This is a genomic window from Photobacterium satsumensis (genome assembly GCF_050336935.1).
Lineage (GTDB): Bacteria > Pseudomonadota > Gammaproteobacteria > Enterobacterales > Vibrionaceae > Photobacterium > Photobacterium satsumensis.
This window is the reverse complement of record NZ_JAKJSK010000008.1, coordinates 243612-266372: the sequence shown is the minus strand read 5'-3', so window position 1 is coordinate 266372 and position 22761 is coordinate 243612. Positions and strand designations below refer to the sequence as shown.

The 22761-nt window shown below is 49.4% G+C and carries 17 protein-coding genes; 6 read left to right on the top strand and 11 right to left on the bottom strand.

The annotated features are described in order from the left end of the window. Positions 1-54: 54 nt before the first annotated feature. Together trxB and ald are read right to left on the bottom strand one after the other, a co-directional pair. A complete protein-coding gene (trxB, locus tag L4D79_RS17385) occupies positions 55-1017 on the bottom strand; it encodes a thioredoxin-disulfide reductase (protein WP_428652831.1) in 963 nt (320 codons plus the stop codon). 197 nt (positions 1018-1214) lie between these two features. Further along, positions 1215-2336, bottom strand: a complete 1122-nt coding sequence (ald, locus tag L4D79_RS17380) for an alanine dehydrogenase (RefSeq protein WP_428652830.1) — start codon at positions 2334-2336, stop codon at positions 1215-1217. Positions 2337-2492: 156 nt separating this feature from the next. On the opposite strand from ald, the gene lrp reads away from it, so the two are divergent. The 6 genes from lrp to L4D79_RS17350 all read left to right on the top strand — a co-directional run bounded on the left by lrp (position 2493) and on the right by L4D79_RS17350 (position 12050). Then, on the top strand, positions 2493-2987 hold the full coding sequence (gene lrp, locus L4D79_RS17375; RefSeq protein ID WP_036832575.1) for a leucine-responsive transcriptional regulator Lrp: 495 nt from the start codon (positions 2493-2495) through the stop codon (positions 2985-2987). Between the two features lie 421 nt (positions 2988-3408). After that, complete coding sequence (locus L4D79_RS17370; RefSeq protein ID WP_428652829.1) at positions 3409-6819, top strand: DNA translocase FtsK 4TM domain-containing protein; 3411 nt, start codon at positions 3409-3411, stop codon at positions 6817-6819. A gap of 83 nt (positions 6820-6902) precedes the next feature. Then, positions 6903-7517 carry an outer membrane lipoprotein periplasmic chaperone LolA gene (gene lolA / locus L4D79_RS17365; protein WP_489685942.1) on the top strand — a complete coding sequence of 205 codons (615 nt, stop codon included), beginning with the start codon at positions 6903-6905 and terminating at the stop codon, positions 7515-7517. A gap of 142 nt (positions 7518-7659) precedes the next feature. After that, complete coding sequence (locus L4D79_RS17360) at positions 7660-9006, top strand: replication-associated recombination protein A (protein ID WP_428652827.1); 1347 nt, start codon at positions 7660-7662, stop codon at positions 9004-9006. 127 nt (positions 9007-9133) lie between these two features. Further along, entirely contained in the window at positions 9134-10441 is a 1308-nt protein-coding gene (gene serS / locus L4D79_RS17355; RefSeq protein ID WP_428652826.1) for a serine--tRNA ligase, read from the top strand. Between the two features lie 235 nt (positions 10442-10676). Beyond that, a complete protein-coding gene (locus L4D79_RS17350; RefSeq protein ID WP_428652825.1) occupies positions 10677-12050 on the top strand; it encodes a YjiH family protein in 1374 nt (457 codons plus the stop codon). 55 nt (positions 12051-12105) lie between these two features. Here the strand turns inward: L4D79_RS17350 and L4D79_RS17345 are convergent, their stop codons facing one another. The 9 genes from L4D79_RS17345 to L4D79_RS17305 form a co-directional block, all read right to left on the bottom strand. Beyond that, a complete protein-coding gene (locus L4D79_RS17345; RefSeq protein ID WP_428652824.1) occupies positions 12106-12957 on the bottom strand; it encodes a hypothetical protein in 852 nt (283 codons plus the stop codon). Between the two features lie 239 nt (positions 12958-13196). Continuing rightward, positions 13197-14507, bottom strand: coding sequence for a dicarboxylate/amino acid:cation symporter (locus tag L4D79_RS17340; RefSeq protein ID WP_428652823.1), 1311 nt, complete (start codon positions 14505-14507; stop codon positions 13197-13199). 564 nt (positions 14508-15071) lie between these two features. Beyond that, the gene (locus tag L4D79_RS17335; RefSeq protein ID WP_428652822.1) at positions 15072-16910 is read right to left on the bottom strand and encodes a V-type ATP synthase subunit A; all 1839 of its coding nucleotides are present in this window, start codon (positions 16908-16910) and stop codon (positions 15072-15074) included. A gap of 20 nt (positions 16911-16930) precedes the next feature. Beyond that, positions 16931-17611, bottom strand: a complete 681-nt coding sequence (locus L4D79_RS17330; protein ID WP_428652821.1) for a DUF2764 family protein — start codon at positions 17609-17611, stop codon at positions 16931-16933. Between the two features lie 46 nt (positions 17612-17657). After that, complete coding sequence (locus tag L4D79_RS17325) at positions 17658-18341, bottom strand: hypothetical protein (protein WP_428652820.1); 684 nt, start codon at positions 18339-18341, stop codon at positions 17658-17660. 10 nt (positions 18342-18351) lie between these two features. Next, entirely contained in the window at positions 18352-18801 is a 450-nt protein-coding gene (locus L4D79_RS17320; protein ID WP_428652819.1) for an ATP synthase subunit C, read from the bottom strand. A gap of 3 nt (positions 18802-18804) precedes the next feature. Continuing rightward, positions 18805-20610, bottom strand: coding sequence for a V-type ATP synthase subunit I (locus tag L4D79_RS17315; protein ID WP_428652818.1), 1806 nt, complete (start codon positions 20608-20610; stop codon positions 18805-18807). Continuing rightward, positions 20607-21230: a V-type ATP synthase subunit D gene (locus tag L4D79_RS17310; RefSeq protein WP_428652817.1), complete on the bottom strand. Its 624-nt coding sequence runs from the start codon at positions 21228-21230 to the stop codon at positions 20607-20609. Before L4D79_RS17310 ends, L4D79_RS17315 begins: the two co-directional genes overlap by 4 nt. A gap of 3 nt (positions 21231-21233) precedes the next feature. Further along, on the bottom strand, positions 21234-22607 hold the full coding sequence (locus L4D79_RS17305) for a V-type ATP synthase subunit B (RefSeq protein WP_428652816.1): 1374 nt from the start codon (positions 22605-22607) through the stop codon (positions 21234-21236). Positions 22608-22761: the final 154 nt, after the last annotated feature.

The window sequence follows — 22761 nt, the reverse complement described above, 5'->3', positions numbered from 1 at the left end:
AGCAGGCTTAAAGGTGAAGGCTAAAAAGGCCACCTTGAGTGGTGGCCATGAGTATTATTTTTGTTCTTCTAGCGCGTCGAGGAAACGCTCTGCATCAAGCGCGGCCATACAGCCAGTACCGGCTGATGTGATGGCCTGACGGTAGGTGTGGTCCATAACATCACCAGCGGCAAAAATGCCTTCTACGCTGGTTTGGGTCGCGTTACCTTCAGTACCTGACTGTACTTTGATGTAACCGTTGTTCATTGTTAGCTGGCCTTCAAAAATACCCGTATTTGGCTGGTGGCCGATGGCAATGAAGGCACCCATGACGTCGAGTGTTTCTGTCGCTTCTGACTGGGTATCTTTGATACGGACTGCTGTTACGCCCATGTCGTCACCCAATACCTCATCCAGTACACGGTCGGTGTGCAGGATGATGTTGCCGTTTTCGACCTTGTCCATCAGTCGCTTGATCAGGATTTTCTCTGAACGGAAAGTATCACGGCGGTGAATAAGGTGAACTTCCGAAGCGATGTTAGACAGGTACAGTGCCTCTTCGACAGCGGTATTACCGCCACCCACAACGGCAACCTTTTGGTTACGGTAGAAGAAACCGTCACAGGTTGCACAAGCTGAAACCCCACGCCCCTTGAAGGCTTCTTCTGACTCCAAGCCCAGATATTTGGCTGAAGCGCCTGTCGAGATAATCAATGCATCACAGGTGTACTCGCCACTGTCGCCTTTTAGACGGAAAGGGCGCTGGCTAAAATCAGTTTCGTTAATATGATCAAAAATGATTTCGGTTTCGAATCGCTCTGCGTGCTCTTTCATGCGATCCATCAGCCCTGGGCCAGTTAGACCCTCGGCGTCACCTGGCCAGTTTTCAACTTCTGTGGTGGTGGTGAGCTGACCACCTTGCTGCATGCCCGTGATCATTACCGGGTTAAGGTTGGCACGCGCAGCATATACTGCGGCAGTATAGCCAGCAGGACCAGAACCAAGGATGAGCAGTTTACAATGTCTTACGTTACTCATTACTTCTCCAGGCTGAATGAGGTTTTTGATCTTATGAGGGGTGATTGTAGGTAAATTGAAGCGCTATGGAAAGAGGGGATTGTAGCGCGGTCTTTTCCCTGTAAATTCACGCTGCCGAGTTTAATACCCGGCAGCAGGGATAATTCATTTAGATTATTTCGATATAAGCTATAACCATTAGATATAACAATTCAAGGTTAGTGCATGCTGATAGCGACAGTCGGATCAGTGAAATGCAAGTCAAAACTGTCGGCAACTTCTTTACAAGTCACTTTACCATATATCACATTCATTCCTGCAAGGAATCCGGGATCAGCCAGCAAGGCTTTTTTGTAACCGAGGTTCGCGAGCTTTATTACATAGGGCAACGTCGCATTATTAAGCGCAAAAGCAGACGTTCTTGCCACGGCTCCCGGCATATTGGCTACACAATAATGCACCACACCATCGACGATATAGGTGGGGTCTGCATGGGTAGTCGGATGGGAGGTTTCAAAGCAACCACCTTGATCAATCGCGACGTCTACTAGCGCAGAGCCTGTCTTCATTTTCTTGACGTGATCAGCGGTGATTAGCTTGGGCGCCGCTGCACCGGGGATCAGCACCGCACCAATGATAATGTCGGCTTCAGGCACCAGCCGGTCGATGATCTCCGTGGTTGAGTAGATGAGATTTACAGCTCCTTTGAACTCGCTATCGAGTGCTCTTAGGGTATCGAGATTACGGTCAAGTAGGGTGACATTGGCCCGCATTCCCACCGCCATGCGGGCGGCATTGGAGCCGACGACCCCGCCTCCTAAAATCAGCACATTGGCCGGTTCGACTCCCGGGACGCCACTGAGCAACAATCCACGGCCGCCGTTAGAATTCTCTAGTGTTTGGGCGCCTGCTTGGATAGACATTCTGCCCGCCACCTCAGACATTGGGGCTAGAAGGGGTAATTTGCCTGAGGAATCGGTGACGGTTTCGTAAGCAATACAGACAGCTTTGCTATCAATCAGGTCTTTTGTTTGCGGAAAATCTGGTGCAAGATGGAGATACGTGAATAAAATCTGCCCTTTATTCAGCATGGCTCTTTCTTCTGCTTGAGGCTCTTTTACTTTGACAATCATCTCTGATCTGGTAAAAACTTCTTTAGCGTTAGAAATAATTGTAGCGCCAGCGTTTTCATAGTCTGCGTCTGACAGCCCGATTCCGACACCGGCCTGGGTTTCGACCAAGACTTGATGACCGAGTGATGTGAGCTCACGGACACTGCTGGTTACTAGGCCAACACGGTATTCGTGATTTTTGATTTCTTTGGGGACTCCGATAATCATGCTGCTCCTCCCTTGGCATCCAGTATGATTGGCTATTGACAAGGATGTAAATGCAGATCTAATGGCAGTATAGTTTGACTAACAGAGTATTTGATTCTAAAAAATAGAAAGATGTAGTATATTTTTTTGCAAGGAAGTAAGAAGGTGGAATAAAAAATGGTAGATACCAAGAAAAAACCATCCAAGGAATTGGATCGTATTGACCGTAACATTTTGAATGAACTTCAAAAAGATGGTCGCATTTCAAATGTAGAGTTATCCAAGCGTGTAGGCTTGTCTCCAACCCCATGTCTTGAGCGTGTACGCCGACTAGAGCGTCAGGGCTACATCAGTGGCTATACCGCGCTTCTTAACCCGCAGTATCTTGATGCCTCCCTATTGGTTTTCGTTGAAATTACGCTAAACCGTGGTGCACCTGATGTGTTCGAGCAATTCAACAAATCAGTGCAAGAGCTGGAAGATATTCAAGAATGTCACTTGGTCTCTGGTGATTTCGACTACTTGTTGAAGACCCGTGTATCAGACATGTCTGCGTATCGTAAGTTGCTGGGTGAAACCCTGCTACGTCTTCCTGGTGTGAACGACACTCGTACCTACGTGGTGATGGAAGAAGTGAAGCAGACCAACAACCTTGTGATCAAAACACGTTAAGCTTCACAGTGGAAATAGGTCTATATCCAAGGCTTTTGGGTATATCAATCAAGCGGCGTTCTGCCGCTTGATTTGTTTCAGGTCCATGCAACTCAAGATAAACAGCCCTAGCCATTGCTAACTCAAGGTGCTTGGATTTTCAGCACTTCCTGTGAAAACTTCGTCGTCCCTTCCTATATTCACCTTTTCAAAATGGCAAATTATGGTGCTATTTAGTATAAGATAAGGCTGTAGGTTTGCGGTTGAATTCCAAAGGCCAAAAGGCCCTATTTTTACTGGCGCCTGACACGCCATCAGCGATTGGCATAATAATAATACTGAACAGGGATGTCCTTGTTCTGATAGTTAAAAAGATTCAACGTATCTGCCCGCAGGCAGAATGGGTTGGGTATTAAGCAATTTGTTACATCGGAGTGTTTTTTTGAGGAAAGTAAAGGGCAAGAAGCAGCCTAAAATGCGTCTTTCCGGGGGACAGCGCCTACTGGAAAGCTTTCTTATCATCGGCATCCTGTCGGCGATTTTCATCATGGTTGCGCTGTTAAGTTTTGATCCTGCCGATCCCTCTTGGTCCCAAACGGCTTGGGAAGGGCCGGTGCAAAATAAAGCAGGGGCATTCGGCGCCTTGGTTGCCGATACCTTGCTGTTTGTATTTGGTTCGCTTGCCTATCCACTTCCTGCGGTGATCATTCTCGCTGCTTGGATATTGTTCCGTAGGCGCCAGCAGCCTCTCAAGCTGGATTACATGATTTATGGTACCCGCCTTCTTGGTTTGCTTTGCATCTTTGTCGCCAGCTGCGGGCTTGCTGATCTGAACTTTGATGATATCTGGTATTTCTCTTCTGGCGGTGTGATTGGTGATGTCGTGTCGAATATGGCGCTGCCAATGTTCAATTTGCTGGGGGCCACTCTGATCTTAATGTTTGCTTGGGCGGTGGGTTTTACCCTGTTTACCGGCATCTCTTGGTTGACCATTGTCGATATCATTGGTGAGACGGTACTTGGCTCCATGGCCTGGCTGCTTAACAAGGTTCGTTCTGATAAATCAGAGACATTGACACCATTTGCTGCTGATATCCCGGATGAGCACCAGACCGAGTTCGGCCGTCAGCTTGCGATGCAACAAACGGAGTCTGAACCTGATGCTGACGATGTGTTGCTGGCTTCGAGCAGTCGCCCAACCTCACCTCAGGTTGAGGAACGAAATCGCTTTGCCCGTCAGGAGCCAAGTTTTGACCAGTCGGCACAGCATACTCCGTTACTGGATGGCACCCAGCATGCCGCCCAGCAAGCAGATCCGCTGTTGAATACCAGTGAACCTAAAATTGTGATGCCTGAGCGTCACCGTCAGGCTCAAGCCCAGTCTCTAGCTCAAGGTAACAGCGCGATCGCCACAGCAGCGGCGGCAACCGCAGTCGCAGCCAATGCTGAAGCGAGTGTTGAAACCGCAGCCAATGTGGCGATGGCCGAAGCGCCAATTGTTCAAGCGCCAATCGTTAACGATCCAGCCGTCGAAGCGGAGAATGTTGCGTCAGTTGCTCAAGCTGAGCCGGTGCAGCCAGTATCCGTGGTAACACCGGTTGAGCCGACGTTGTCTAGTGTGCCGGAAAGCCCTTCACCAGAAAGTAGCGCCGCATTGAGTGATGACGAGATTGTTGAGGTTAATTCGACCCAGCAAGCTAAGGGGATGTCGATCGCCGAGCTTGAAAGGCAGCTGGATATTGATGAGAATTTCTCAGTATATGTCGATGAAGGAAAATTAACGCCGCAAGAAGACGTCGTCGCGTCAAACTTGGCCTCTTCCGTTGAGATTAATGCAGACCAAACTGCTCCTGAACGAGAATCTGTGGTTGTTCCTGCGTTTGAACCTGCGACAGGCTCGGCAGTTGAAGTTGCTGCGGCAGCATCGGTCGTAGAGCCCGATCTTTCCGCGGGCATGTCATTCAGTAATGATGAGTTCATCCCTAAGGAGAATTCATCATCGGTTCACCTTGAGCCTGTTACAACAGAACCTCATGTTGCTCAAACTGGCATGTATGAGCCAGTTCAACAGGAGGTAACCGAGGTGGTTGAACATAACCAGGAAATGCCAGCCGAAGCCGAGCTGACTCACGATATTGAAATCGGTGTGCAGGATGGTATGTCTGAGCTTGAGCGGGCAGAGCGTGAAATTGCGCCTGCCGATAGCGAAGAGCATATGGCCAACAGCGGGGAAGGGGTAAGTGACGAAGAGGCGTTCCTCAAGAAGATCCGTGATGCCCAGAAAGCCCAAGCGCAAGCCGCTGGTTTAGACAACCCGTTCTTGATGAAACGGGAAGCGGATTTGCCAACACCGACATCACCAATGCCAACCATCGACCTGCTGGCTCCACCGAAGCAAAACGTTCAGTCGACAACCGAGGAAGAGCTCAAGCAGACTGCAATGCTGGTTGAGTCGAAACTTGCTGATTATAAAATTAAAGCCAAAGTCGTGGGTGTTTACCCAGGTCCAGTGATCACCCGTTATGAGCTCGATCTCGCGCCGGGTGTGAAAGTCAGCCGTATTTCCGGCCTTGCCAAAGATTTGGCCCGTGCTTTGTCGGCGTCTGCGGTCCGTGTGGTAGAAGTGATCCCGGGTAAGCCATATATCGGTCTTGAGCTGCCGAATGTGAACCGCGAAACGGTTTATATGTCTGAGGTAGTGGCCAGTGATAACTTCCAGCACAAGAAAGGCGCGTTGCCGATTGTATTGGGTTATGACATTGCCGGTGAAGCTGTGGTGGCCGATCTGTGTAAGATGCCACACTTGCTGGTAGCCGGTACAACCGGTTCGGGTAAGTCGGTCGGGGTGAACGTCATGATCTTGAGTTTGCTGTACAAGTGCAAGCCGGAAGATTGTCGCTTCATTATGATTGACCCGAAAATGCTGGAATTGTCGATTTATGAGGGTATTCCGCACCTATTGACCGAAGTAGTCACTGACATGAAAGATGCAAGTAATGCCTTGCGCTGGTGTGTCGGCGAGATGGAACGCCGCTACAAGCTAATGGCTGCCTGTGGTGTACGTAACTTGGCTGGCTTCAATGCCAAACTGGAAGAAGCGGCTGCAGCGGGGCATCCAATCCATGATCCGCTGTGGAAGCCGGGCGATAGCATGGATGAATACCCGCCTATGCTGGAAAAAATGCCAAGCATTGTTGTTATCGTTGATGAGTTTGCCGATCTGATGATGGTGGTGGGCAAGAAAGTTGAAGAGCTGATTGCCCGGCTAGCACAGAAAGCACGTGCGGCAGGGATCCATTTGGTGCTGGCGACCCAGCGTCCGTCGGTGGATGTGATCACCGGTCTTATCAAGGCCAATATCCCAAGCCGTATGGCCTTTACCGTATCGACCAAAACGGACTCCCGAACCATTCTCGATCAGGGCGGTGCTGAGTCGTTGCTGGGGATGGGTGATATGCTCTATTTGCCAGCAGGCAGTAACCACCCAGTACGTGTCCACGGTGCCTTTGCATCGGATGAAGATGTACACAACGTGGTCAATGACTGGAAAGCCCGTGGCAAGCCCCAGTATATCGAAGGGATCTTGGAAGCCGACCAAGGGAGCGAAGGCCTGTTGCCGGGTGAAACTCCGACAGCGGGTGACGATGATCTCGATCAACTGTTTGATGAAGTGGCTGCGTTTGTTTCCGAATCGCGCCGCGGTTCAGTTTCCGGTGTCCAGCGCCGATTTAAGATTGGTTACAACCGAGCTGCCCGTATTGTCGAACAGCTTGAGGCCCATGGCATCGTCAGTGCACCAGGTCATAACGGTAACCGTGAGGTCTTGGCTCCGCCGCCTCCGCCCCGTGACTAGCTGTTGATAAAACACAAGACAACCCGTAATTATCATGCCTGCTACGATCAAATAGCAGGCATCAGAAAAGGTTTAACAGAATGATTAAAAAAGTGCTTTTGAGTATGTTGGTCGCTAGCCCACTGTTGTTGGCTGGCCAAGCATTGGCGAATCCACAGCAGGAATTGAGTACTCGCCTTGGTAAGGTCAATGCTTTTAGTGCCGACTTCAAGCAAACGCTGATCAGTCCTGAAGGTGACCTGCTGGGAGAAGGGGAAGGAGATGTTGCTATCAAGCGCCCTAATCTGTTCCGTTGGAATACTGTTATGCCTGATGAGAACCTACTGGTATCTGATGGTAAAACATTGTGGTACTACAATCCGTTCATCGAGCAAGTGACAGCTGTGTGGCTGCAAGATGCTACAGAGCAGACACCTTTTGTGTTGCTAACCCGAAACAGCAGCGCAGATTGGCAGAATTACAATGTGTCCCAGACCGCTGATACCTTCACTCTGACGCCGAAGAGCGGGGCGTCCTCAATGGGGAAATTTGTTGTCACTGTTGCCAAGTCGGGTGAAGTACGTAGTTTCTCTGTGGTTGAGCAAGATGGTCAGCGCAGTAATTTCAAATTATCGAAATTCAAGAAGCAGACGCCTGCCTCGAGCCTATTTACCTTTACCCCGCCGCAAGGGGTTGAGCTGGATGACCAGCGCAATTAAGCTAGAACGAATGAGCTAGGCTATACAGCTAGGCGATATCAAACAGTGAACCAGATTGATTTAGGTGGTACGACAGTGCCGCCTAATTTTGTTTTAAGACCAAGCCGAATGAGTGATTATTTGGCTTGGTTACAGAGGAGTGGTGATTTTGAGTAATTTCAGCCTGGACTTTTCATCGGATTTTCGTCCGCTGGCAGCCAGAATGCGCCCACGAACTGTGCAGGAATACATTGGCCAGAAACATATTTTGGCTGAAGGCAAGCCCTTAAGGCGTGCGCTGGAAGCCGGACACCTGCATTCCATGATCCTGTGGGGGCCGCCGGGTACTGGCAAAACCACGCTGGCCGAGGTAGCCGCCCATTATGCCAATGCAGAAGTTGAGCGTGTATCGGCTGTGACATCAGGTGTCAAAGATATCCGTGCAGCTATCGATAAAGCCCGCGATAACAAGATGGCCGGCCGTCGAACTATCTTGTTTGTGGATGAGGTCCATCGTTTTAATAAAAGCCAGCAGGATGCCTTCTTGCCCCATATCGAAGATGGCACGGTAACCTTTATTGGCGCAACGACGGAAAACCCGTCTTTTGAGCTCAACAACGCACTGCTATCACGTGCCCGTGTCTATAAGTTGAAATCTCTGGATACTGATGAAATTCTCGAAGTCATCGAGCAGGCGCTGGAAGACAAAGAGCGTGGCGTTGCAGAGAGCAACCTGGTGTTTGTCGATGAAGTCAAAGAACGCCTTGCCGAGCTAGTAGGGGGTGATGCCCGGATGTCACTGAACTACCTCGAGCAGTTGATTGATATGGCGGATGAGGATAAGCAGGGCAACAAGCAGATCACACTTGCTTTACTGGCCGAGGTGGCGGGCGAGAAGATCGCCCGTTTCGATAACAAGGGTGACCTGTGGTACGACATGATTTCTGCCGTGCACAAGTCGATCCGCGGCTCGAGCCCGGATGGCGGTCTGTACTGGTTTGCCCGTATGCTGCAGGCAGGGTGCGATCCTTTGTATGTTGCCCGTCGTCTGTTGGCGATAGCCTCAGAAGATATCGGCAATGCTGATCCGCGTGCAATGCAGGTGGCTGTATCGGCCTGGGATTGTTTTACCCGTGTCGGGGCCTATGAGGGCGAGCGCGCGATTGCTCAGGCTATCGTGTATTTGGCTTGTGCGCCGAAAAGTAATGCGGTGTATACCGCATTTAAACAAGCCAAGTTGGATGCCGCGAACTACCCAGACTATGAAGTTCCGCATCATTTGCGTAATGCGCCGACCAAACTGATGAAAGAGATGGGGTACGGCCAGGAGTACCGATATGCTCATGATGAGCCGGGGGCTTATGCTGCAGGCGAGAGCTATTTCCCGCAGGAGTTGGCGGGCACTCGCTACTATCAGCCGACAAATCGGGGTTTAGAGACCAAAATTTCCGAAAAGTTAGATTATCTGGCTTCTTTAGATGCAAAAAGCGCCTCAAAGCGCTATCAATAATAGGGCTTTTTGGGTATTGTTTAGGGATCCGCGTTAGGTTGCCTAACGCCTTCTGAATTAAAAATTATTTGGCCATCACTTTGGCTAAATAATGTGCACTTTAGAGCCATTTGAGCACAGGATTAGCATGCTAGATTCTAAATTACTTCGAACTGAGCTGGACGCAACAGCCGAAAAATTAGCGCGCCGTGGTTACACTCTTGATGTAGAGCTACTACGTTCCCTAGAAGAAAAACGTAAGTCACTTCAGGTGAAAACTGAAGAGCTTCAGGCATTGCGTAACTCCCGATCGAAGTCCATTGGCCAAGCGAAAGCGAAGGGCGATCACGAAGAAGCTGAGCGTATCCTGGCTGAAGTTGGTAACCTTGGCTCTGAGCTGGATGACGCGAAAAAAGCACTTGCAGCGCTTCAGGCTGAGCTGGACACCATTGTACAAACGATCCCTAACCTGCCAGATGATTCTGTACCTGCAGGTAAAGATGAAAACGAAAACGTTGAAATTTCACGCTGGGGCCAGCCACAGTCTTACGACTTTGAAGTTAAAGACCACGTTGACCTAGGCGAAATGGCTGACGGCCTTGATTTCGCTAGTGCCGTTAAACTGTCTGGTGCACGTTTCATCGTGATGAAAGGCCAGTTTGCTCGCCTACACCGTGCGATTGCCCAGTTCATGCTAGATCTGCACACTGACGAGCACGGCTACACAGAGATGTATGTGCCGTACCTAGTGAACTCTGACAGCTTGTTCGGTACTGGTCAGCTACCTAAGTTCGGTGCTGATCTGTTCCACACTCAGCCACTGACTGAGAAAGTGAATGACGAAGAGCCTCGTACTCTCTCTTTGATCCCGACAGCAGAGGTTCCTGTAACCAACATGCTGCGTGACACTATCTCTGATGAAGCGGATCTGCCTGTTAAGATGACAGCGCACACGCCTTGTTTCCGTTCAGAAGCGGGTTCTTACGGTCGTGATACTCGCGGTCTGATCCGTATGCACCAGTTTGACAAAGTTGAGCTAGTACAGATCACTCGTCCTGAAGATTCAATGGACGCGCTAGAAGAGCTAACCGGCCACGCTGAGAAAGTACTTCAGCTACTTGAGCTGCCATACCGTAAGGTGATCTTATGTACGGGTGACATGGGCTTCGGTGCTGTGAAGACTTACGATCTAGAAGTATGGGTTCCTGCACAGGAAACTTACCGTGAGATCTCTTCTTGTTCAAACTGTGGTGACTTCCAGGCTCGCCGTATGCAAGCACGCTTCCGCCGTAAAGGTGAGAAGAAGCCTGAACTAGTTCATACCCTGAACGGTTCTGGCCTAGCGGTTGGCCGTACTATGGTTGCTATCCTTGAGAACAACCAGGAAGCAGACGGCCGTATCCGTATTCCTGAGCTACTTCGCAAGTACATGAACAACGTTACACACATCGGTTAATTATACCGCTGTTGCAAAATACCAAAACCCAGCCAATAGGCTGGGTTTTTTTTACAGCCATGAAAAGGGTCGCTGAAAGAAAGAACTGCTTTGAAAGGTTATATGTGGGTTTTTATGCGATAAATATGATTAATTTCTCACTTGGTGCTTGTGTCCGAATGGATATTCGATATAATCGCGCTATTGAGAAATTATGCACTTTTATTGAAAGTGTAATCATTCAGGAAGCAGTAGAATGACAGATACCCTTTTAGCCCAAAGCAACCACAAGACCAGCAGGAATGTGCTGATGTTCGCCATTCCCTCAATACTGGGATTGTTCTTTTTCTTGGCACCACTTACCATCAATGGTGACTTTACCTTTCCTCTAGCCCTGATGGCTAAAGGCTTCAAAGCTTTGTTAGGTGACGCTATCCTGCCGACGGTAACGGCGGTTATCTGTTTGTCTGCTGTGGTTTCAGTCTTGGCAAGTGTGGCAAAGCCTACTTTTGTGACTCAATCTCCTTTGCTTACTCGCCTTTTCGTATTGAGCCCAACCTGGTTAGTTATTCGTAGTCTAGGTGCAGCATTTACCTTGACGGCCTTGTATCAAGTCGGCCCAGAAATGTTCTGGAACGGTAATACCGGTGGCCTGGTATTGCATGATTTGCTACCTTCACTGTTCGTTACCTTCATCTTTGCTGGTTTGTTATTACCGCTGCTACTTAACTTCGGCCTGCTTGAGCTTTTGGGAACGCTACTCAGTAAGTTCATGCGTCCGGTATTCAGACTGCCTGGCCGTGCAGCGATTGACTGTATTTCATCGTGGTTGGGTGATGGTACTGTCGGCGTTATCTTGACCAGCAAGCAATACGAACAAAAGAAATACACCGCCCGTGAGGCCGCTGTGGTTGCTACCATGTTCTCGCCAGTCGGTATCTCTTTCTCGCTGGTGGTACTGACTCAGGTGGGCTTGCAGAACTACTTTGTCCCTTTCTATGCAGCGATTTGTTTGTCTGGCGTGGTTGCCGCTATGGTTATTCAGTTCCTGCCACCGCTATCATACAAAAAAGACCTCTATATTGATGGAACCGCTCCAAACCGTGATGACGAATTGGTACCGGAAGGTCAGTCTGCAATGAGTTTCGGTATGGATTTGGCCCTGCAACGTGCCGACAAAGTGAAAAGCCTTGGCTCGGTGGCTAAAGAAGGTGTTCATAACGCGCTGGATATGGTGATTGGTGTTCTGCCGGTGGTAATGGCAATTGGTACCCTCGGCTTGGTTGTAGCAGAAACTACACCATTATTTTCTCTGTTGGGTGCCCCCTTTGTTCCGCTACTTGAGTTGCTGAATGTCGCTGAAGCGCAAGCCGCAGCACAAACAATGCTGGTTGGTTTTACCGATATGTATGTTCCGTCAATCATTGCAGCTTCGAGCATTGATACAGAGATGACCAAGTTTGTTGTGGCAGCACTGTCTGTTACCCAGCTGATTTTCATGTCGGAAACAGGCTCGGTGATCCTTAGCAGCAAGGTGCCAATTAACTTCTTGGAACTGGTTGCTATCTTTGTCCTGCGTACATTAGTGACCCTGCCGATTATCGTCGCTATTGCCCATTTTATTTTCTAAGTCGAATCACTTAGATTGGAATAAATTACAGCTCCTCCTCCCCAACTGCCCGGTCTCAGTACCGGGCAATGATTTGAACCACTTTCTTATCTTCCATTACAGTAAGCTCCGGTAGCCTAATCGATAGCTCGGTGCCTATGTGCGCTAGCACTAAATCGAATAAGTGGAAGAGGGTATCTGAAGCCTCCAGAGAAAACTGATAGAGGTGGTGTTTCACTTGATCCTTATCATGTCCGTTCAAATTGATGTTTTCATAATGGCTAAAAAGTTTCTCGATGATCAATGGCGGTACTGCAGGATCATCGGGCAAGTGCAACTGTGCCATTCTGCGTCTGAGGATCTGTACGTGGAGTCCTAGCTCCCTTGCCATCACGTCGCTACCCAACTTGTAGTTTTCAATGGCATAACGAAAACGGCTCAGGCTGTCGATGGCGTTGAGCATTACAGGCCAAGTCCCTTGGTAGTGCTTGAACAGCTCTTCTTTTTCCGTGGTGAGCAGGCATTGGGTCAAGGTATCATCAATCAGGTACAGTACATGACGGATTGCTTTGCCGTGGGTGGACTGATTACGCTGGACGGAATACTTGGGCCATTCATCCAAAATGGTACTGAGCTGTTTATTCAGAATTCGATACATGGGTTTGCTGGTGGTTTCTGATTGGTTGATCAGGCTGTGGACCAAGGTTTTTATCGCAATAGATTCACTCAGGTTTTCTGTTATTGGCGGCGTACTTTTAAGGGCTTGGTGTGACTGGCGGCGATGGAAGCGCAGCAGGTGGATGAGCTGACGCAGGCCGATGATTTGGTTAAAGCGGCTTTGCAGTATATCTCGCTGTTGCCGGGATCGAATAATGACGACACCAAGCGCAATACCAAACAGGCAGAGGGTAAGAATAAAATAAAGCATGCAGCCTCCCTTCCAATCACATAAGTCTGATCATGGTGAGTAATGCTGCAAGCATTATTCCATTGTGGAGCAGGTGACAGAAATATTTAATCTCTATTATTCAAGTGGTTATATCTTGATGTTGATTTGGTCGTTATAACGAGTGCGAAAATGGTGCAGGCGTGACACGTTATGGTGCAAAAAAGGCTCCCGATGGGAGCCTTTGAATAGGGGAGAACTCTCTATTTGTAATCGCGTGACTACGAGTTAGAAATAGGATGCAGGTGGACCTCTTCTTCTTTCTCACCCGCATGCGGGTCGTTGAAGCGGTCGATATCCATTTCGCCTTCTGTTTTCGCGACGATACAAGTTACACAGCTATCACCTGTGATGTTAACAGCGGTACGGATCATATCCAGTAGACGGTCAACACCCATGATAAGTGCGATACCTTCAACAGGTAGGCCAACTTGGTTCAATACCATAGCCAGCATGATAAGGCCAACGCCCGGTACACCAGCAGTACCCACAGAGGCCAAGGTAGCAGTAACGATAACAGCCATGTAGTCGCCCATTGTCAGGTCGATGTTGAAGGCCTGAGCAATGAATGCTGTCGCTACACCTTGCATGATCGCAGTACCATCCATGTTGATGGTAGCGCCAAGTGGTACAGTGAATGATGCGATACGGTTTTTGACACCAAGACGTTTGGTGGCTGTTTCCATCGTCACTGGAATGGTCGCGTTAGAAGAAGCTGTTGAGAATGCGAACATGATCGCATCTTCCATTTTCTTCAAGAACACTTTCGGGCTTAGACCGGTGAAAATCTTGAACAGTGAACCGTAGACCACAAAGCCGTGCAGCAGCAGGGTGCCTGTCAGTACCAGGAAGTAACCGAGCAGATTGAAGATAGCGTCTAGACCAAGGCCTGTGAACAATTTCGCCATTAGGAAAAATACACCGAATGGAGCAATGTTCATCAGCAAGGCAACAAGCTTCATGATCACTTCGTTGAGATCAGCGAAGATACCGGCAATACGCTCACCCGGTTTACCCGCGGCACTGATTGCAACACCGAACAGAATCGCAAACACGATGATCTGCAGCGTGTTACCTTGGGCCATAGAGCTGATTGGGTTGGTCGGGAACATATCGATAATGACCTGACCCAGTGATGGCGCTTCTTTAGACGCAAATGTGGTTGCCGCAGAAAGATCAGCGCCAGCACCTGGCTTGAATAGGTTACCCATAAGCAAGGCGAGTGTAATAGCAATCGCGGTGGTGGTCAGGTAGAACGCCAGTGTTTTACCACCTAAACGACCCAGTGTGCTGATGTCTTTCAGAGTACTGGTACCACATACCAAAGATACAAATACCAAAGGTACAACTAGCATCTTCAAGCTTGCGATGAAAATTGCACCGCCAACCTCGAACAGGCCATTCACTAAATATTCGTGGACAAAAGATGATTCAGCAAAAAGTGAACGAATAATGAATCCTGTCAGGATGCCCAATACCATACCCAGAATTACTCGGCCGGTCAGGGACATTTTTTTCTTTTGTGCTTGCATGAATAAAACACTCCTTATAATTATTCACTCTGTAAATCTTTCACCAGAGCGCGGAGCAGGTTAACAGCACTTTACGTGTTAAGGCGAAGTAAAATGCTGAGCAATAATCAAAGATATGTTTCAGATCACGTTTTTTGCGGCAGAACGATATTCTGAAAACACATTTATTAACTGAATTTTAACTCACCCGGTAATTTCTGACCGTTTTTTGTTCTAATAAATCGTTTTGAGCGAAAGATTGCTAAGATTTTGCCGAGTTCACTCCTGATTTCAGGGGGCGGGAAAAGCGCCTTTTAACATTCTGTTTTACAGGATTTCATGGTGTTATATGTCTGTAAAGTACATTCTGTGACGGTAAGGTTAAACATGCTGTGCATTTATGATTCAAATGGTGATTAGTACTGCTGGATCGGTTGTTTGTTGGCTTGATGTTCGACTTTTTGCAGCTCTCGTGTATTTATATGTCGAATATGTTTTAGTGGCGAAATATTCTAAGCACAACAAACCAGCACAATCTAATCATAGATATGCTGGTTGTTATGCTTAACTATTTGTTTATTAAGCTTATACTGTTGCGTTCACCGTATCTTCCAGTAGCATATCAATACGGGATATATAGTCGTGATATTCCGCGGTATTGTCTTTCGCGTAGTGGAAGTTTCGGAAGTAACGAGTCATGGATGTAAAGTACTTACGTGCTTCAGCTTTGTCGGTGAAGTCGTACTCGGTGCGGATAATATTGACGACCTTGCCGAAGATAAACTGCTGACGTTCGAAGCTGCATGACGCGTCGACGTCATCAAAGGCATCTTGCTGCAGATAAACCATATCAAGGAACAAGGCTTTCTGGTAAACCACGTAGTCCTCCAACGAGATCCCTTCCTCACCGGTTACCTGCATCATTTGGCCAATGCTATCTCCGGTAGAGAGTAGTGCTTTCATCTCTTTTACCGTCGGAACCCACTCGGGACCAAGGTTATCTGCATACCAACCTTCAAGCTGATCCAGATAGCGAGACCAAGAAATCAGCGGGTCGATAGCTGGGTAGAAGCGCTTGTAAGCACGTTCATAGGACAGGCCTAGGAAGGTCTTAACAGTACCCAGCGTCGACTGGGTCACCGGTTCTTCGAAGTTACCGCCTGCTGGGGAAACCGAACCAATCATGGTTAGCGAGCCATCAGTGCCGTTTTCGTTATCGACGACACCGCAACGTTCATAGACGCCCTTGATAGCCGAGTCCATATAAGCCGGGAAACCTTCTTCACCGGGGATCTCTTCCAGGCGGTTGGAGGTTTCGCGCATCGCCTGCGCCCAGCGAGACGTGGAGTCGGCCAGTAACAATACGTTATAGCCCATTTGGCGGTAATACTCACCGAGGGTAAGGCCAGTATAAATAGAGGCTTCACGGGCAGCGACCGGCATGGATGAGGTATTACAGATGATCACGGTGCGGTCAATCAGGGTACCTCCGTGCTTAGGATCGGGCAGGTGAGGGAATTCCTCGATTGTTTCCACTACCTCACCGGCACGTTCACCACAGGCTACTACGATAACGATATCGGCGTCACAGTAGCGGGAGATCCCGTGTTGAAGGACGGTTTTACCTGAGCCAAAGGGTCCCGGTACACAACCGGTTCCACCACGAGCAATCGGGAAGAAGGTATCGATGGTCCGGGTGGTGGTGACTAGCGGCTCGTTAGGGAATTTACGTTGAGTTTTACCACCGTTTTTGGTCAGGGTGTTGGCGATAGACTGACGAACTGGCCATTTCTGTACCATGGTAAGATTGTGCTCTTTACCTCGGTTATCGGTGATATGGGCGATAACCGTATCAATCGTAAAGCTACCTTCTTGGATCCAGGTAACTTCGACTTCCCCTTTAATATAGAAGGGCACCATGATCTGGTGGGTAAAGCGGCCTTCTTGGACAGTGCCCAGTGATTGGCCTGCGCGGAGCTTGTCGCCTTTTTTGGCAACGGCGTTGAAGGCCCAGGTATCGGCTTTATCTAGCGCATCAACCTGAACACCCCGTTTAAGGAATTTGCCATGGATTTGTGCAAGACGCTCTAGCGGGTTCTGCAAGCCATCATAGATTTGGGCCAAGATCCCCGGCCCTAAATCGACGCTTAGCATTTCTCCGGTCTGGATAATACTGTCACCCACAGCAACACCGCGGGTATCTTCGTATACCTGAATATCGGCAGAGTCGCCTCGCACGCGCAATACTTCGGCCATTAGCAGTTCATCAAGGCCATCGGTTTGCTTGCGGCTAGGCAGTACATATACCACTTCGTTTTTTACCAGCTGGCCTTTATCGCCTTTGTTAAGGCGGATGGTCAGTGTATCGCCAATGACTGCCGTAACGTGGGCTGTCGGCGTTTTATTGATTAATTCCGTGCTCATTGAACAACCTGTTTTCAAAATTAATGCGGTAGATCACTGGCAAAGTCACCCAGTGCGTTTTCTACGAGTTGGTCGAATCGCTCGATGGCTATCTCACTGTTGTAGGTCGTCCAGCGAGAAACCAAATTCCAGCGCAATAGATAAATCACCACGGCTTCGAAGCTAAAGCGTTCTTTGGTACTGATACGGTCAAGCTGCTCCCATACGGCTTCGAGCAGGGCCTTTTCAACCTCGAGGCTCTGGTCGTGCTCCATGTATCGAGCGACATCCGGTAGCCACGGGAAGGTGAAATGCAGATTAAAGTAGGGTGCACTCCAGTTGCGGCGAATAAATTCGTAGCGGGTTCCGAAGCTCCAACGAGGTCCGGTTGGTGCTTTTTCACCGGCTTTTTTTCGGCGAAGGGCTGCAACCACACTGCGCATATCCAATCGCCAATCAATGAGGTCACGAAGCACTTGGCTGTTCACCTCGCTTCGCGCCCGAGTAGCAAACTTGATGAGCTCAGCATCATCAGCATCATTCTTGGTGCGATCCCAGTGCATGATTTGCTCAATCATGTTGAGGTGCTTGCGTTCATCAAATGACAGGGCACTTAATCGGCGCTCTAACTGGTAACGTGAAATCGGCGTAATTTTACTGTTAAACAGAGAGTCGATATGCGGCAGTGACGTCAATAGGCCATGATATGCTTTATCAGACATATACGTTCCTTGTTAAAGGAGAGGCAGGACAAGCCTGCCTCTGTACTTATTTGACGATACCTTCCAGCAACGCGCGGAAACGCGGTTGGAGATGGTTAAGCATCATCTGGGTGACGGTTTCATCCGACAGTGCCACTTCGATATCTTTATCTTTCAGGCGGAACACAACGGCATTTTTGTTATCTTCGTTGACATTGAAAGTGACACCTTCGCGAAGCATTTCTGCGGCTTGGGCCACCGCGAAGTGGATCAATGTCCCTTCTTTGAGCTCTTCAGGGTTAGCACTGAGATCATTTACCCCCACCACTCGGGTGGGCAAGATAACCTCAACCGGTTCATCGGATTTGATTGCGCTGCGGCCTGCCACTTCGAGGATCATTTGCTGTAGTAGCTTTTCATCCGTCAACTGGGTGCCGACTGTCGCTTTTATCTGCTTGGCAAACTCATCTTGCAAGAAGGCTTTCAGATCCAAAATGGCATTGCGATTAGCCATTTCAAACGCTTGCTTGCCGGCTGTTGAAACGAAATCCGCTTCTTTACGCGCGTTGCCCAGAATCAGACCGGCCTTGTCGCGAGCTTCGGCAACGATGGTCGATGCTTCTTCACGCGCTTCGGCAATGATCTTATCGGCAGCGTCTTTACCTGCATCCACACCTTCTTGGCGAAGGGTATCAACCAGCTGCTTGATCCCTGTCGAAACAGGTGTTGTCTTTTGGTTTTCTACTGACATGTTCTGTTCCTTATGCGCCGATGTTGGCACCCATCACTAGCGCAAAGACGAAAGCAAATACTGAGAAGCCTTCTACGATTGCTGCTGGAGCAATAGACAGACCGAAGACTTCAGGCTTGTTTTTCGATGCGTTGATTGCCGCAGAAACCGCTTGTCCCTGATAGATAGCAGAGAAAAGCAAGGCAAAACCAGTCATCAGACCCACCCCGAATAGGCCGCCTGCCGTCTCGGCATTAACACCAATCGCTGACAGGGAGAACATGATCACGATACCGTAGATAACCTGAGAAGAAGGCATGGCTGATAGGCCAATGTATTTACCATAGCCAGACTCGACATCTAACATGGCGCCACATGCGGCCTGACCGGCTACCGAACAGCCGATCGCTGAACCGATAGCACCCAGAGCAACAGGAGCGAACGCGCCCAACCAACCAAGTGCAATAACAAATTGTTCCATGTTTTAATCCTCTTTCTTCCGAAAAGCTTTGAATGGGTATCCTTCGTCGGATAGTCCCCAGTTAACAAATTCAATTACATTCAAGCGCATACCGTGTACTACGCCGCTCATGACACAGAGCGCGAAGTTTAAGATATGGCCAAGCAGTAAGATCAGGCCGCCAAACAGCACCCCAGAAACGGGTTGGGCTTCGACAACTTGACCTGCTAGTGAGTTAAATGTCATCGCCAGCGAAGCACCAGATAAGCCAAGTGCGAATAAACGCATATAACTTAAGATGTCACCGAAGGCACTGGTGATGTTGTAAATCGCCTTGGCACCATCGAGAATGCGCAGGGCCAGATCTTTACGGCTGTTGATGGGGCGATCACTGCTGTAAACACAGACCAGACCGGCACCGCCTAGCATCAATAGTCCGCCTAAACCTTTACCGAACCAGCTCCAGACGGCACCAGTAACGCCAAACCATAGCAACATGCCACCGAACATTAGCGCCGCCCAACCCAGTGGTGCGAATGCACGTTTTTGAGAGCGGTTAATGTAGGCGGTCATTGTGTTGGCAATGATCAGGTGCATGACACCGATAAAGACCGAAAGCCTCATCATGGCGCCATAATCATTCATGTCGATGATGTGGAAAAAGTCCCAGAAACTGCCTTCGCTCGGCGCCATACCAAAGTAGCTGCCCGCGAGCACACCCCAGAACATACCGAGTCCAGACATGAACAGGCCCATATTCTTCAGTCTTTTGCCCTCTTCAGAGGCATCGAACTTGTCACGGAAGAACAGGATGATCAGGCCAAGAATGGCACTGTACATGGCATCATTCATGATCATTGCGAAGAACAATGAGAACGAATAGAACACCAGGTTGCCTGGGTCCCATGCACGGTAATTCGGGGTTTGGAAAAAGCCCATCGCCTCTGCGCCACCACCCGTTAACTCGGAGTTTTCCAGTAGGGTCGGTGGTTGGTCATCGGCTTTGGGATCTTCAAACAACACCGCGGAGCCATAAACGTTGGCCAGTTCGATAACGGCATCTTGGGCATCGGCAGGCATCCAACCTTGGATCAGGAAGAATTCGCCTTCGTCCTGTACCCCTGATGAGGCCAACAGCAACTCGGCATGATCCTGACTCGCAGCCAGTGACTGGCTCAGCGGGTAAATCCAGCGGGTTAACGCCTCGCGCTCTGCCAACAAGTCCTCTAGATGCTGCTCGGCAATCTCGAGGTACTCTTCGACTTGGGACAGGCTACTCCCACCGATGTGCGAACGATCGACGGGTAACAAGGCCGGATCGGGCTCAGACTCAGACACAATCACCACGTAGGCGTTTTTCTGGTCACGATGTACCTCTTGCCAAGGTAGGTCCACTTCTGCCATGGCAGTGAGTTTTTTCAGCGGCAATAGATAAAACCAGAATCGCAAGTTGTTGATTGTACTTATGTCAGGAAGCTCAAACTCCCCCCATGGGCGTAACAACTGCAGGCGTTCTTTGAGTAAGTCACGCTTGTCTTGTTGCTGGCGGATATGCAGTTTGTTTTCGAGAATCTGTGTAACCAATTCATCGACATCAACCAGATCCTTGTCCCTGACCGGGCGGCGTCTGCGTTCGACGCGGCTCAGCCACGCCAACGCTTCGCTGGCGTCAGAGGGTTGCTGCATGGCGATAGCGTGGTTGCTATCGGCATCATCCTGACTCAGCGGAATAAGGTGCATGCAGCCCAGAGCCTGTAGCGCCATCAGGATTTCTTCCCGGCGAGAGGCTTGGCCACCGAGCGTTAAGCGTTTTAACTGTTTGATACTCACGATTGGCCTCCCTGCGTTTTCTCTTGTTGCGCCAACACTTTTTGTTTCGATAGCTTGGCGTTCATTACCGCAGCACGCTCTTGATCCGAGAGATAGATACCAATCCGCTTGATACTTTCTTGGGTATCAGGGATCAGGACCTTCGAGAACAAGTTCACGCGCTGGCTGGTAACCCGCGTGGCGTCACTGATTAATTCGTAGCGCTGCTGGCACACGGCCAGTTCGACACGCAGGCGAACCATTTCCTTCAGTTGACGTACCACACTATCGACCCAGTGCGGGCGGGCGAGATAACTGTACGGGGTCACTTCGACATCGACCGATTCGACGACCGGGACCCGGCAGCCAACAATATTCTGGGTGGCAAGCTTAACGTCGGTGACCTTGACCAGGTTGCTGACGTTGATCTCTTTGCAAGCAAGCATGGGAATGGCTTCCTCAACCAGAGCACGCAATTCTGCGACACGCTGTTTGGCTTGCTCCAAGGCTTGCTCGGCTTTTTTCCGCTCCAGCATTAATTGTTGACGTTTCAGTTCCAACGCAGGCAGGTAGCGGTTGTAGGTTTTCAAACTCCGCTTTTGCTTGTTCAGCGAGCTTTTGTTAAGTGCTACCTTTGCCATGGATTAACCCTCTGTAGTTTCTGTTTCCAGATCCAACTGCTCAGGGAAAGGCCAATACATTTCCAGTAAGCTGTCTTTGATCAGGGTTTCTTCCGGGTCAAAACACTCAGCAAGGATCTTCCAGCTGAAATCCAAGGCATCTTCCAAGCTCATATCGACATCCAGGGTCATGAAGTTGTCCTTGAAGTACTTGCCAAATTTCAGGGTCTTCTTGTCGTACTCGGACAGTTCAAACGCCATGGCTTGCTTCTGCTGGGCCTCCACTGAATCGGAGTAGAAACGGATCATCACACTCATGATGGCACTGTGATCTTCACGGGTTTCTTTACCAACGACCATCTGCTTAAGGCGGGACAGGGAGCCGAATGGGTCAAGTACACCTTCATGGAGGTAGAACTGACCTTCGGTGATATAGCCGGTGTTATCCGGTACTGGGTGAGTTACATCATTGCCCGGCATGGTCGTAACGGCCAGCAAGGTGACAGAGCCAGCACCCTTGTAGTCACACGCTTTTTCGTATCGCTTGGCAAGTTGCGAGTACAAATCACCCATGTAGCCACGGTTGGCTGGGATCTTGTCCATCGCGACACCTATTTCCTTCATCGCATCGGCGTAGGAAGTCATGTCGGTCAGCAGCACCAGTACCTTCTTGCTTTCGTCGACGGCGAAGTGCTCGGCAACAGATAGCGCCATGTCCGGAGCCAGTAAACGCTCAACAGTTGGGTCGGACGCCTGGTTAACGAACATGATGGTACGTGACGACACCCCCGCTTCCTCAAATTGGGTTTTGAAGAAATGGTAGTCATCATAAATGAGGCCCATACCTGCAAAGACCACCACATCGGCTTCGGCCTGAATGGCGATACGAGCAAGGAATTTGTTGTACGGTTCACCGGCGACCGAAAAAATCGGAATTTTTTGTGATTCAACCAAGGTGTTGAATACATCGATCATCGGGACATTGGTACGCACCATGCGGGAGGCGAGCGTACGGCGAACCGGATTAACCGAAGGGCCATCGATTTCGACCTTGGGATCGGTCTCCAGCTCTGGACCATGATCAATAGGTTGTCCGGCACCGTTAAAGATACGGCCTAGGATATTGGGTGAATAGGTGACCTGCATTGGCTGGTCAAGGAAGCAAACGGCGGCATTGGTTGATAGACCCTTACAACCGGCAAAGACCTGAAGAGACACTTCTTCATTGTCGATTTTGATGATCTGAGCAAGTGAGTAGTTTTCACCGTTTTGCTCAATCATCGCAAGATCGCCGTACTTGGCCTTCGAATTGCTTGAGGAGAGGTTGGGTACTTCTACCCTGATCAAATCACCAACAATGCTGAGTATGTTGGTGTAACGCAATAGACTCTGTGGCATCACAATACCTTGATAACTGCCTGGGGGATGAGTGTTTAAATGACGGGGTGTTAACCCTGATCATTTTTCGACCCGCTTTTGAATGGCTTACCTATCCAAGGCAAGGGACTCATTCAAAGCACAGTTCCTAAGGTTAAGCTCATGTAGTCTATTT

Coding starts and splice junctions, on each gene's coding strand:
- L4D79_RS17335 (WP_428652822.1), bottom strand. CDS start 16,910: ATGAGCACGGAATTAATCAATAAAACGCCGACAGCCCACGTTACGGCA.
- L4D79_RS17345 (WP_428652824.1), bottom strand. CDS start 12,957: ATGCTTTATTTTATTCTTACCCTCTGCCTGTTTGGTATTGCGCTTGGT.
- L4D79_RS17310 (WP_428652817.1), bottom strand. CDS start 21,230: ATGGCAAAGGTAGCACTTAACAAAAGCTCGCTGAACAAGCAAAAGCGG.
- L4D79_RS17350 (WP_428652825.1), top strand. CDS start 10,677: ATGACAGATACCCTTTTAGCCCAAAGCAACCACAAGACCAGCAGGAAT.
- L4D79_RS17305 (WP_428652816.1), bottom strand. CDS start 22,607: ATGCCACAGAGTCTATTGCGTTACACCAACATACTCAGCATTGTTGGT.
- L4D79_RS17340 (WP_428652823.1), bottom strand. CDS start 14,507: ATGCAAGCACAAAAGAAAAAAATGTCCCTGACCGGCCGAGTAATTCTG.
- ald (WP_428652830.1), bottom strand. CDS start 2,336: ATGATTATCGGAGTCCCCAAAGAAATCAAAAATCACGAATACCGTGTT.
- L4D79_RS17320 (WP_428652819.1), bottom strand. CDS start 18,801: ATGGAACAATTTGTTATTGCACTTGGTTGGTTGGGCGCGTTCGCTCCT.
- trxB (WP_428652831.1), bottom strand. CDS start 1,017: ATGAGTAACGTAAGACATTGTAAACTGCTCATCCTTGGTTCTGGTCCT.
- serS (WP_428652826.1), top strand. CDS start 9,134: ATGCTAGATTCTAAATTACTTCGAACTGAGCTGGACGCAACAGCCGAA.
- L4D79_RS17325 (WP_428652820.1), bottom strand. CDS start 18,341: ATGTCAGTAGAAAACCAAAAGACAACACCTGTTTCGACAGGGATCAAG.
- L4D79_RS17330 (WP_428652821.1), bottom strand. CDS start 17,611: ATGTCTGATAAAGCATATCATGGCCTATTGACGTCACTGCCGCATATC.
- lrp (WP_036832575.1), top strand. CDS start 2,493: ATGGTAGATACCAAGAAAAAACCATCCAAGGAATTGGATCGTATTGAC.